This window comes from Streptomyces sp. TS71-3 (assembly GCF_018327685.1).
Lineage (GTDB): Bacteria > Actinomycetota > Actinomycetes > Streptomycetales > Streptomycetaceae > Streptomyces.
Genome location: NZ_BNEL01000001.1, coordinates 5147541 through 5159901 on the forward strand (window position 1 = coordinate 5147541; position 12361 = coordinate 5159901).

The following is a 12361-nucleotide window of genomic DNA, read 5'->3' on the forward strand; positions in this document are numbered from 1 at the left end:
GACCGAGACCCAGCTCATGCACATGACTTTGCGCAAACGATGGCCCGTCCTCGCCGTCGCCGCCGGACTCACCGGCGCCTTCGTGACCGGCTGCGGCAGTGACCAGGGTGGTTCCGGGGGAACGGGAAAGCCCCTGATCGTCGGCATGTCCGACGACGTCCTGGCCACCGACCCCGCGTCCGGCTACGACCCCGGCTCCTGGCTGTTGTTCAACAACGTCTTCCAGTCCCTGCTCAGCTTCCCCAACGGTGCGACGGAGCCCGTCCCCGAGGCGGCCAAGTCCTGCACCTTCGCCGACTCCCGCAGCATGACCTACCGCTGCACCCTGAGGGACGGCCTGAAGTTCAGCAACGGTGACGCCCTCACGTCCACCGACGTGAAGTTCTCCTTCGACCGCATGATGCGGATAAACGATCCTGCCGGTCCGGCCGTCATGTTCCCCACCCTGGACAGGGTGGACACGCCCGACAAGAGCACCGTCGTCTTCTCGCTCAAGGTCCCCGACGCCACCTTCCCCAGCAAGATCGCCTCCGGCGCCGGATCGATCGTCGACCACCGCGTGTACCCGGCCGACAAGCTCCGCACCGACGGCAAGGCCGTCGGCTCCGGCCCCTACACCCTCCAGTCGTTCGGCAAGAAGCAGGCCGTCTTCGGGATCAACTCGCAGTACGAGGGCACCGCGAAGGTCCGCAACTCCGGCATCACCCTCGACTTCTTCCACGGCGGCCAGAGCAAGCTGAAGCAGGCCCTGCTGAAGGGCGACGTCGACATCGCCTACCGCGGCCTGGCCGCCAAGGACATCGCCGACATCCAGCAGGACGCCGCCAGCGACAGCAAGGGCATCGATGTCATCGAGGGCTCCAGCGCCGAGGTCCAGCACCTGGTCTTCAACCTGAACGACCCGGTGGCGGGCAAGCTCAGCGTCCGCAAGGCCATCACCTACCTGCTGGACCGCAACGCCCTGATCGACAAGGTCTACCAGAACACCGCCACACCGCTGTACTCGATCATCCCGGCCGGGATCGTCGGCCACAACACGGCCTACTTCGACACCTACGGCCCCCGCCCGGACCGCGACAAGGCCAAGCAGGTCCTCCGCGAGAACGGCGTCACCGGCAAGGTCAAGCTGACCCTGTGGTCCACCCCGTCCCGCTACGGCCCCGCGACCGACGAAGAGCTCCAGACCATCGCCGACCAGCTCAACGCCAGCGGCCTCTTCGACGCCGACATGAAGTCCGTCGGGTTCGACCAGTACCAGCGCGACATCAACAGCGGAAAGTACGGGGTCTACGTCAAGGGCTGGGTGCCGGACTACCCGGACCCCGACAACTTCACGCAGCCGTTCTTCGGCACCGGGAACGTCCTCGGCAACCACTACGAGAACGGGACGATCACCAGGGACATCATCCCGGCCACCGCCGCCAGCGGCGACCGCACGGCGACCACCCGTGACTACGACAAGCTCCAGGACATCGTCGCCGACGAACTGCCCATCCTGCCGGTGTGGCAGGCCAAGCAGTACGCGGTCGTGCACGGGAGCGTCTACGGCGTCGAGAACTGCCTCGATCCGTCCACGGTGTTCCGGTTCTGGGAACTCAGCAAGGACTGAACCCTGACGGGTTCGGTTGGCCGCGTGTCGGTGCGGCCGGTGACCGTCTGCGGGCGCGTCGTGGCTGCGCCGGTTCCCGGCGCCCGCGATCGGGGCGAAGCCCCGCCTTTCAGGGCGGATTCCAGGGGCGCGGGGAACTGCGCGACAAGCCACGACGAGACCGTCAGATCGTCACCGTCCGCAAGGGGCTGGTTCTGCCGCAGCCGGACCACCTGCCGATGGGTGGCTGCTGGCGCAGTTCCCCGCGCCCCTGAGGGGCCGGGGCGAAGCCCCGATCACTGCGCGCCCGGGCGCACCAAGCCGCTCTCGTAGGCGTACACCGCCGCCTGGACCCGGTCGCGCAGGCCCAGTTTCGTCAGCACGTGCCCCACATGCGTCTTCACCGTCGTCTCGCTCACGAACAGGTCCGCGGCGATCTCGGCGTTCGACAGCCCGCGCGCCACCAGCTTCAGCACCTCCACCTCACGCTCCGTGAGGGTGTGCAGCGTGTCGGGCACCGGCTCCTCGCCCGACGGCAGGTGCCCCGCGTACTTGTCGAGGAGCCGCCGGGTGATGCTCGGCGCCAGCATCGCCTCGCCCGCGGCGACCACCCGGATCGCCTGGACCAGCTCGTTCGCCGGGGCGTCCTTCAGCAGGAAGCCGCTCGCGCCCGCCCGGAGCGCCTCGACCACGTACTCGTCGAGGTCGAACGTCGTCAGCACCAGCACCTTCGCCGGGCCGTCCCTGCCGGGTCCCGAGATCTGGCGAGTGGCCTCCACGCCGTCCATCCGCGGCATCCGGATGTCCATCAGCACCACGTCGGGTTGCAGCGCGCGCACCTGGTCCAGGGCCTGAAGGCCGTCCCCGGCCTCGCCGACGACCGCGATGTCCTGCTCGGCCTCCAGGATCATCCGGAATCCGGTGCGCAGCAGCGGCTGGTCGTCGACCAGAAGGACACGGACGGCCACGTGAGTCTCCCTCGCTAGTGGGGGCCCATTGTGCCCTGCGGCGAGGCATCCGGATCAGCCGCCCCGAGCGGCAGTGCCAGCGGCAGCGGGTACGGCGGGGGAGTACCGCCGAACTCCGGGCACACCGCCTGGTGGTCGCACCAGCCGCACAGCTTCGAGGGCCGCGGCCGCCAGTCGCCGGTCTCCGTCGCCAGCCGGATCGCCTCCCACAGCGCGTGCAGCTTCCGCTCCACCGCCTCCAGGTCCGAGGCGACGGGGTCGTACGTCACCACATCGCCGCTGCCCAGGTACACCAGCTGGAGCCGGCGGGGGATCACGCCCTTCAGGCGCCACACCACCAGCGCGTAGAAGCTCATCTGGAAGTGCGCGCCCTGGGCGTACTCCGGGCGCGGGGCCTTGCCCGTCTTGTAGTCGACGATGCGCACCTCGCCCGTCGGCGCCACGTCGACGCGGTCGATGATGCCGCGCAGCCGCAGGCCCGACTCCAACTGCGTCTCCACGAACATCTCGCGCTCCGCCGGCTCGAGACGCGTCGGGTCCTCCAGGGTGAACCAGCGCTCGACCAGTTCCTCGGCCTGAGCGAGCCAGCGGGCCATCCCGGCGCCGGCCTCCTCCTCATCGGCGTCGGCGAACAGCTCCGCCAGCTCCGGGCGCGCCTGCCGCAGCCGCTCCCACTGCCCGGGGATCAGGGACTTCGCACGAAGTGCGGTGCGCTGCCCCGCCGGAGCGTCGAAGAGCCGCTCGAGCACCGCGTGCACCAGCGTGCCCCGGGTGGCCGCCGCGCTCGGCTTCTCCGGCAGCCGGTCGATCACCCGGAAGCGGTACAGCAGCGGGCACTGCATGAAGTCACTCGCCCGTGAGGGCGACAGGGACGTGGGCCACGCGGCACCACCGCCCCGCCGGCCGCCGCCACCCCCGCGCCGACCCTCCGCGGCACCCTCGCGCTCCCCGGCAGCCCCGCCCTGGGCCGGCACCGCGCCCTGCCAGACCTGCGCGGCCGGGTCCTGCGCGGAACCCGAACCCTGCGCGGAGCCCGAAACGTCCCCAGTGCCCCCGACCCCTGCCGGCACCCTGCCCTGACCGGCTTCCGAGGCCGCCGCGCCCGGCTTGCCGGCCGCGCCGGCCATGTCGTCCGCGTCCCGCGCGGCGGCCGTGCGCTCCCCGCCGGCCGCGCCGCCCCCACCCTCCGTGCCGGCCCCGCCGGCCGCGCTGGTCTCCATGACCCAAGACCCTACGACCCGTCACTGACACCCGGCGCATACCATCGACGCCAGACCCTCTCACCCTGCATGATCAGGAGCGAGGGACGCTTCGAACGAGGGGACAGCGTGGACGAGAGCGGCGGAAGCGGGCAGCCGCTGCCCGGAAGCGGCGGCGCGGACCACCGCGGCGCCGACCGGGAACACCACGACGACCCCGAGTGTTCCGGCAGGACACAGCACCCGGAACATCCCGAAGGCACAGTGGCACGCCCAGAGCACACCCAGGACACCGCAGCCCCCGACCGCGCCGACGGCACGGATCCCGCGGCCGGGCGCCCCTCCGACGCCGCACGGGAACACCCCGAACCCCGCTCCCCGGCAACCGAGCACCCCGCCCCCGCACCGGAGCACCCCGACCAGCCCGCGGCCCCCGGCACCGCCGGCACCGGCACCCACGGCCGTCCGGCGGCCCCCGCATCCCCCGGCCCCGGCGCCCAGCACACCCCGGACGACGAGCCCGCCGACCACGCGGCGCAGGATTCCGGCGAGGAGGGCGACCGCCCGTCGGACTCCGGCAAGAGCGGCCTGGAAGGCCCCGCAGACCGTCCCCCCGAGCCCATCGGCACCACCACCCCGCCGCCCCGCAAACCGGGACAGCCCCGCAAACCCGGACCCGGCGGCGGCATCCTGATGGGCCGCCCCTTCGGCGTGCCCGTCTACGTCGCCCCGAGCTGGTTCCTCGTCGCCGCCCTGATCACCTGGGTCTTCGGCGGGCAGCTCGACCGCGTCCTGCCCGAGCTGGGCGTGGCACGCTACCTCGTCTCCCTCTTCTTCGCGGTCGCCTTCTACGGCTCCGTCCTCATCCACGAACTCGCCCACACCGTCGCCGCACTCCGCTTCCAGCTCCCGGTGCGCCGCATCCAGCTCCAGTTCTTCGGCGGCGTCTCCGAGATCGAGAAGGAGACCGAGACGCCCGGGCGCGAGTTCACCCTCGCCTTCGTCGGGCCGCTCCTCTCGCTGGTCCTCGCGGCCCTCTTCTTCGCCGCGCTGCAAGCCGTCGAACCCCGTACCGTGCCCGGCGTGCTCCTCGCCGGCCTGATGGCGTCCAACCTGATCGTCGCCGTCTTCAACCTCCTGCCCGGCCTGCCCCTCGACGGCGGCCGGATGCTCCGCGCCGTCGTCTGGAAGATCAGCGGCAAACCCATGACCGGCACCGTCGCCGCCGCCTGGGTCGGCAGGGCGCTCGCCATCGCCGTCCTCATCGGCCTGCCGCTGCTCACCCAGTCGGGACTCTTCGGCGGCCGCGCCGCCGGCACCGGCGGCGTGGACACCATCACCGACGCCCTGCTCGCCGCGATCCTCGCCGCCATCATCTGGACCGGCGCAGGAAACAGCCTGCGCATGGCCCGCCTCCGCGAGCACCTGCCCGAACTGCGCGCCCGCACCCTCACGCGGCGGGCCATCCCCGTGCAGACCGAGACCCCGCTGTCCGAGGCGCTGCGCCGCGCCAACGAAGCCGGCGCCCGCGCCCTCGTCGTCGTCGACCCGCAGGGCGCCCCCCTCTCCGTCGTCCGTGAGAACGCCATCGTCGGCATCCCCGAGCACCGCCGCCCCTGGGTCGCCGTCAGCACCGTCGCCCAGGAGCTCACCGACGGCATGCGGGTCTCCGCGGAGCTCGCCGGGGAGGAACTCCTCGACGCCCTGCGGGCCAGCCCCGCCACCGAGTACCTGGTCATCGAGGAGACCGGCGAGATCTACGGCGTGCTGTCCGCCGCCGACGTCGAGCGCGCCTTCGTCAAGGCCATGGCCCGCCCGAACTGACGCCCGCCCGTCCACACCCCCCACCCGCCGCCCGGTAGGCTGACCGCATGTCCGAACCGACCGGTGCCGCCCGCCGTCGCGGGCCCTTCAAGGTCGGGGACCAGGTCCAGCTCACCGATCCCAAGGGACGCCACTACACGTTCACGCTCGAAGCCGGGAAGAACTTCCACACCCACAAGGGATCCTTCCCCCACGACGAGCTGATCGGCGCCCCCGAAGGCAGTGTTGTCCGCACCACGGGAAACGTCGCCTACCTGGCGCTGCGCCCCCTGCTCCCCGACTACGTCCTGTCCATGCCCCGCGGCGCCGCCGTGGTCTACCCCAAGGACGCGGGACAGATCCTGTCCTTCGCCGACATCTTCCCCGGCGCGCGCGTCGTCGAGGCCGGTGTCGGATCGGGGTCCCTCAGCGCCTTCCTGCTGCGGGCCGTCGGAGACCAGGGCATGCTGCACTCCTACGAGCGCAGGGCGGACTTCGCGGACATCGCCCGGCAGAACGTCGAACGCTACTTCGGCGAGCCCCACCCCGCCTGGCAGCTCACCGTCGGCGACCTCCAGGACCACCTCTCGGACAGCGACGTCGACCGCGTCATCCTCGACATGCTCGCCCCCTGGGAGTGCCTCGACGCCGTGTCCAAGGCGCTCGTCCCCGGCGGCATCCTCTGCTCCTATGTGGCCACCACCACCCAGCTCGCGCGCACCATGGAGTCCATCCGCGAGATCGGCTGCTTCAACGAGCCGACCGCCTGGGAGACCATGATCCGCAACTGGCACGTCGAGGGCCTGGCCGTCCGCCCCGACCACCGCATGATCGGCCACACCGGCTTCCTGCTCACCGCCCGCCGCCTCGCCGACGGCGTCGAACCCCCGATGCGCCGCCGCCGGCCCGCCAAGGGCGCCTACGGCGACGACTACACCGGCCCCAACGCCGACGGGGGCACCCCCCGCTAGCGACCCCCCGGGCGGCCGGGCGACACACCCCGGCCCGCCCCACAACCCCGCAGAGCCGCCGCCCAGTTCCCGCCAGGGGCCCGGGCGGCGGCTCCGTCTCCACGCACGGTCCACGCCCGACCGCCACGAGCCCGCCGCCGGCCGCCACTCCGCGCCGGACGGCCGCCACCCGCTCGCATCGGACGACCGGCGTCTGCCCGCGCCGGACGGCCGCCGTAAGTCCGCGCCGACGGCCACCTGCCCACGCCGGACGACCGCGGTCCGCTCGCGCCTCCGATCGCCGTCTGCCCGCGCCGACAGCCACCCGCCCGCGCCGGCCGTCGTCCACCGGCACCGGCCTCCGCACCGGCACCGGCCTCCGCACCGCCACCGCGGCCCCGGGTGCCCCATCCGCGCAGAACGTCACACGCCGGTCCCGTCCGACCTCACCCAGGGCCCATTTCCGGCCGCCCAGCCGCGCCCCGGCGTTTCCCTGACGCAACGGCAGCTGATCAACCCCCCGCCGTTCCCCGCCGATGTGACGTATGGCACGATGCTGGCCACCCCACCCCGTTTCGCCTCCACCCCCGCCGGCACAGCCACCGCAGGAGAAACTCCTCGTGCAGCCATCCGTTGTCCCGGAACTCGCACTCGCACACACCGAGACCCGCCCCATCCACTGGGTCGCCACCGCCACGGCCGTCGCCGCCGTCGTCGCCGTCTCCGGCTTCCTGCAGCCGGGCGCCGCCACCGCCGCCCAATCGGGCGCACACCCCGCCACCAAATCCGCCCCCGGCGCACACCCCCTTCAGGCCCCCGACCCGAAGGCCGTGTCGTTCCCCATCGACTGCGGCCCCACCAAGGCACGCGTGCAGCGCTCCGCCACCGGCGACCTGGACGGCGACGGCCGCCCCGAGACCCTCGCCGTCGTGCACTGCGACGCGGGATCCGGCACACCGCCCGACGGCCTCTACGTGCTCACGGCGCCCGCGGACGACCCCCACGCCGCCCCCAGGGTCGTCGCCACCCTCGTCGACCCCAAGGACCACACCACCGTCTCGGCCCTCACGGTGCGCAACGCCGCCATCACCGCCACCCTCCTCGGCTACTCCTCCCCGGACATCCCGCGCTGCTGCCCCGACCAGCAGAAAAAGGCCGCCTGGACCTGGCGCGACGGCGCCTTCCAACGCTCCACCCCCACGGCGCCGCGCACCGTCTGAGCGCCGCCGCGCGCCACCGGGCCGCCGGCGCCACCCCGCTCACCCGGCAGGCCCACACCCGGCAACGCGTCACACGCGGCAACTCCGGCCGGCACCGCGTCCCGGGCGCCCGGACCAGGGATCTTCACCTTGTCCGAAATGCGCCCCCCATGGATACACTCTCCTGGACACTCCCTCGCGGAACCCGACACCCCGCACCATCGGCACCGGCACGGGCACCGACGCCCCGGGCTCCCGCCAGCAGCCGGCCGCCCCGTTCCCCCCACCCGCGACACCAGCCGAACCCAGCGCGAAGACCTCGGGCGCATACTTGGTCGAAGACGCCGCCGCCCGCACCGAGGTCCCGACCGAACCGGACCCCCCGGACCCGCGCACACCCCCGCCCCGGAGAAGGTCTCCCGCCGAACGGTCCTCCCGCCCCGCCCACACCGCCCGGAGCAGGCCACCCACCGAGCAAGTCAGGCCACCGCGGACGGGTGTTGACCGCATCGACCGTACAACTGTCAGCTTCCCGATGTTGTCTCTACGTAGTGGGATGGGTATTCCCCTGGCGTGAGGGAGAGCGCAAGGGTGAAGATCGGACACACCCCGACCGTCTTTGTGATCTAGGGGTTTCAATCGACACCCACCCAGGTAGGGTCAGGAAGCGTCCAGCTCCCTTTGGAGGAGGTGAGGACCGTGGCAGCCCACGACGACGACATGAACCGCGGCATCCGGCCCGGTCGCGGGTCCGAGGACCCCGCTGGTCAGATCGCCTATCTTGAGCAGGAGATCGCCGTCCTGCGGCGCAAGCTCGCCGACTCTCCGCGCCACACGAGGATTCTCGAAGAGCGGATCGTCGAGCTGCAGACCAATCTGGCCGGCGTCTCCGCACAGAACGAGCGACTTGCGAACACGCTCCGTGAGGCCCGAGACCAGATCGTGGCCCTCAAGGAGGAGGTCGACCGGCTCGCGCAGCCGCCCGCCGGATTCGGCGTCTTCCTCTCGGCCAACGAGGACGGCACAGCCGACATCTTCACCGGAGGCCGCAAACTCCGCGTGAACGTCAGCCCCAGCGTCGAGCTCGACGAGCTCAGGCGCGGCCAGGAAGTGATGCTCAACGAAGCACTCAACGTGGTCGACGCCATGGAGTTCGAGCGCGCCGGAGACATCGTCACCCTCAAGGAGATCCTCGAGGACGGCGAGCGCGCCCTGGTGCTCGGACACACCGACGAGGAGCGGGTCGTCAGGCTCGCCGAACCCCTCCTCGACGTCACCATCCGCCCCGGCGACGCGCTCCTGCTGGAGCCCCGCTCGGGCTACGTCTACGAGGTCATCCCCAAGAGCGAGGTCGAAGAGCTCGTCCTCGAAGAGGTCCCGGACATCAGCTACGACAAGATCGGCGGCCTCGGCGGTCAGATCGAGATGATCCGCGACGCCGTCGAGCTCCCGTACCTCTACCCCGACCTGTTCAAGGAGCACGAGCTCAGGCCCCCGAAGGGCGTCCTGCTCTACGGCCCGCCCGGCTGCGGCAAGACGCTGATCGCCAAGGCCGTCGCGAACTCCCTCGCGAAGAAGGTCGCGGAGGTCACCGGCCAGCCCGCGGGCAAGAGCTACTTCCTCAACATCAAGGGACCAGAGCTCCTCAACAAGTACGTCGGCGAGACCGAGCGGCACATCCGCCTCGTCTTCCAGCGCGCCCGCGAGAAGGCGAGCGAAGGCACCCCGGTCATCGTGTTCTTCGACGAAATGGAATCCCTCTTCCGCACCCGGGGCTCGGGCGTCAGCTCGGACGTGGAGAACACCATCGTCCCCCAGCTGCTGGCCGAGATCGACGGTGTCGAGGGCCTGGAGAACGTCATCGTCATCGGCGCCTCCAACCGCGAGGACATGATCGACCCCGCCATCCTCCGCCCGGGCCGGCTCGACGTGAAGATCAAGATCGAGCGCCCCGACGCAGAGGCCGCCAAGGACATCTTCGCCAAGTACCTCACGGCCCGGCTCCCCCTGCACAGCGACGACCTCGCCGAACACGGCACCGACAAGGCCGCCACCGTCCAGGGCATGATCCAGTCCGTGGTCGAGCAGATGTACGCGGAATCCGAGGAGAACCGCTTCCTCGAGGTCACCTACGCCAACGGCGACAAGGAAGTCCTCTACTTCAAGGACTTCAATTCCGGCGCAATGATCGAGAACATCGTCGGCCGCGCCAAGAAGATGGCCATCAAGGCCTTCCTCGAACAGAACCAGAAAGGCCTCCGCGTCTCCCACCTCCTCCAGGCATGCGTGGACGAGTTCAAGGAGAACGAGGACCTCCCCAACACCACCAACCCCGACGACTGGGCCAGGATCTCCGGAAAGAAGGGCGAGCGGATCGTCTACATCCGCACCCTCGTCACCGGAAAGCAGGGCGCGGACACCGGGCGCTCCATCGACACGGTGGCGAACACCGGACAATACCTGTAAAGGCAGGGTGGCTGCGGGTGCCCTCACCGGGGTACCCGCAGCCACCTGTTTTTCAGGCCATCATCCGAACCGACCAATGACCGAAATGATCTCCCCACCAGCGCAAAGGCGTTCTAGGCTCTTTCGTACCGCCGAGTCGCGCAGTGCGGGGAAGCACACCGCACACCCGCGCCACCCGCGGTACAAGAGCGCCGCCCCCGCCCGGGGCCGCTGCCTGGCAAGGAGGGCCGCATGACCGTACGGCGAGTAATGGGCATCGAGACGGAGTACGGCATCTCCGTCCCCGGTCACCCCAATGCCAATGCCATGCTCACCTCATCCCAGATCGTCAACGCCTATGCCGCGGCGATGCAGCGGGCCCGCCGAGCCCGCTGGGACTTCGAGGAGGAGAACCCCCTGCGCGACGCACGGGGCTTCGACCTCGCCCGCGAGTCCGCCGACGCCAGCCAGCTCACCGACGAGGACATCGGCCTCGCCAACGTCATCCTCACCAACGGCGCCAGGCTCTACGTCGACCACGCACACCCCGAATACAGCGCCCCCGAGGTCACCAACCCCCGCGACGCCGTCCTCTGGGACAAGGCCGGCGAGCGCATCATGGCCGAGGCCGCCGAGCGAGCCAGCCAGCTCCCCGGCGCCCAGCCCATCCACCTCTACAAGAACAACACCGACAACAAGGGCGCCTCCTACGGCACGCACGAGAACTACCTGATGAAGCGGGAGACCCCCTTCTCCGACATCGTGCGCCACCTCACGCCCTTCTTCGTCTCCCGTCAGGTCGTCACCGGCGCCGGCCGCGTCGGCATCGGCCAGGACGGCCACGAGCACGGCTTCCAGCTCAGCCAGCGCGCCGACTACTTCGAAGTCGAAGTCGGCCTGGAAACCACCCTCAAGCGGCCCATCATCAACACCCGCGACGAGCCGCACGCCGACGCCGAGAAATACCGCCGACTCCACGTCATCATCGGCGACGCCAACCTCTCCGAGATCTCCACCTACCTGAAACTCGGCACCACCGCACTCGTCCTCTCCATGATCGAGGACGGCTTCATCGCCGTCGACCTCGCCGTCGACCAGCCCGTCCGCACCCTCCACGACGTCTCCCACGACGCCTCCCTCAAGCACCTCGTCACCCTCCGCAACGGCCGCTCGCTCACCGCGGTCCAGCTGCAGATGGAGTACTACGAGCTCGCACGCAAATACGTCGAAGAGCGCTACGGCGGCGACGCGGACGACCAGACCAAGGACGTCCTCACCCGCTGGGAGGACGTCCTCACCCGTCTGGAGCGCGACCCCATGAGCCTCGCCGGAGAACTCGACTGGGTCGCCAAACGAGAACTCATGGAGGGCTACCGGCGCCGCGACAGCCTCGACTGGGACGCAGCGCGCCTGCACCTCGTCGACCTCCAGTACGCCGACGTCCGCTCCGACAAGGGCCTCTACAACCGGCTGGAGGCCCGCGGCAAGATGCGCCGCCTCCTCGACGAGAACGAGGTCACCCGCGCCCGCACGCAGCCCCCCGAGGACACCAGGGCCTACTTCCGCGGCCGCTGCCTCGACCAGTACGCCGACGACGTGGCCGCCGCCTCCTGGGACTCCGTGATCTTCGACCTGCCCGGTCGGGACTCGCTCCAACGGGTACCCACCCTGGAGCCCCTTCGCGGAACGCGTAATCACGTAAAGGAGCTCCTGGACCGCTGCCGCACGGCCGAAGACCTGGTCAGGGTTCTCTCGGGCGGCTGAGGGGCCCGGACCTGGCGGGACCGCCCATCAGAGGCCCACCACGGGCCCCAGGGCTGAAAAACCTGTCGTCAGGGAATCATCGAGGTGGTTCCCGGACGTTGCAACAACGGCAGGGCCGATGTCGGACCCTGCTTGTAGGGTCTGATCTTGTACGACTGGTTACGGTCGACATGTCGAAGTCTCGAACCGAGCGGGGTGAGGGTCATGGCAACCAAGGACACCGGCGGCGGACAGCAGAAGGCGACGCGCTCCACCGACGAGGCGGAGGAGCAGTCACAGGACGCGCAGGGGTCGGACGACCTCAAGGAACGCCAGGAGAAGCTGAGCGATGATGTCGACTCCGTGCTGGACGAGATCGATGACGTCCTAGAGGACAACGCAGAGGATTTCGTGAGGTCCTTTGTTCAGAAGGGTGGACAGTAGTCACATCCATGAACGGGGGATC

General features: G+C 70.5%; 9 protein-coding genes. 7 read left to right on the forward strand and 2 right to left on the reverse strand.

Annotated features, from left to right (window positions below; all coding sequences use genetic code 11):
• Positions 1-22: 22 nt before the first annotated feature.
• Positions 23-1609 carry an ABC transporter substrate-binding protein gene (locus Sm713_RS20920; RefSeq protein ID WP_212912159.1) on the forward strand — a complete coding sequence of 529 codons (1587 nt, stop codon included), beginning with the start codon at positions 23-25 and terminating at the stop codon, positions 1607-1609.
• 275 nt (positions 1610-1884) lie between these two features.
• Here Sm713_RS20920 and Sm713_RS20925 read toward each other — a convergent pair whose 3' ends face one another.
• Both Sm713_RS20925 and Sm713_RS20930 read right to left on the reverse strand, forming a co-directional pair.
• Positions 1885-2556 carry a response regulator transcription factor gene (locus Sm713_RS20925; protein ID WP_212911095.1) on the reverse strand — a complete coding sequence of 224 codons (672 nt, stop codon included), beginning with the start codon at positions 2554-2556 and terminating at the stop codon, positions 1885-1887.
• A gap of 14 nt (positions 2557-2570) precedes the next feature.
• Positions 2571-3683, reverse strand: coding sequence for a RecB family exonuclease (locus Sm713_RS20930; RefSeq protein WP_374196058.1), 1113 nt, complete (start codon positions 3681-3683; stop codon positions 2571-2573).
• A gap of 162 nt (positions 3684-3845) precedes the next feature.
• Here Sm713_RS20930 and Sm713_RS20935 point away from each other — a divergent pair, with 162 nt between their 5' ends.
• The 6 genes from Sm713_RS20935 (at position 3846) to Sm713_RS20960 (ending at position 12339) form a co-directional block, all read left to right on the forward strand.
• Complete coding sequence (locus Sm713_RS20935) at positions 3846-5579, forward strand: site-2 protease family protein (RefSeq protein ID WP_249416413.1); 1734 nt, start codon at positions 3846-3848, stop codon at positions 5577-5579.
• Positions 5580-5626: 47 nt separating this feature from the next.
• A complete protein-coding gene (locus tag Sm713_RS20940) occupies positions 5627-6529 on the forward strand; it encodes a tRNA (adenine-N1)-methyltransferase (RefSeq protein WP_212911096.1) in 903 nt (300 codons plus the stop codon).
• A gap of 599 nt (positions 6530-7128) precedes the next feature.
• The gene (locus Sm713_RS20945) at positions 7129-7728 is read left to right on the forward strand and encodes a hypothetical protein (RefSeq protein WP_212911097.1); all 600 of its coding nucleotides are present in this window, start codon (positions 7129-7131) and stop codon (positions 7726-7728) included.
• Positions 7729-8406: 678 nt separating this feature from the next.
• The gene (arc, locus tag Sm713_RS20950) at positions 8407-10173 is read left to right on the forward strand and encodes a proteasome ATPase (protein ID WP_212911098.1); all 1767 of its coding nucleotides are present in this window, start codon (positions 8407-8409) and stop codon (positions 10171-10173) included.
• 231 nt (positions 10174-10404) lie between these two features.
• Complete coding sequence (gene dop, locus Sm713_RS20955; protein ID WP_374196015.1) at positions 10405-11916, forward strand: depupylase/deamidase Dop; 1512 nt, start codon at positions 10405-10407, stop codon at positions 11914-11916.
• 204 nt (positions 11917-12120) lie between these two features.
• Entirely contained in the window at positions 12121-12339 is a 219-nt protein-coding gene (locus Sm713_RS20960) for a ubiquitin-like protein Pup (protein WP_212911099.1), read from the forward strand.
• Positions 12340-12361 lie beyond the last annotated feature (22 nt).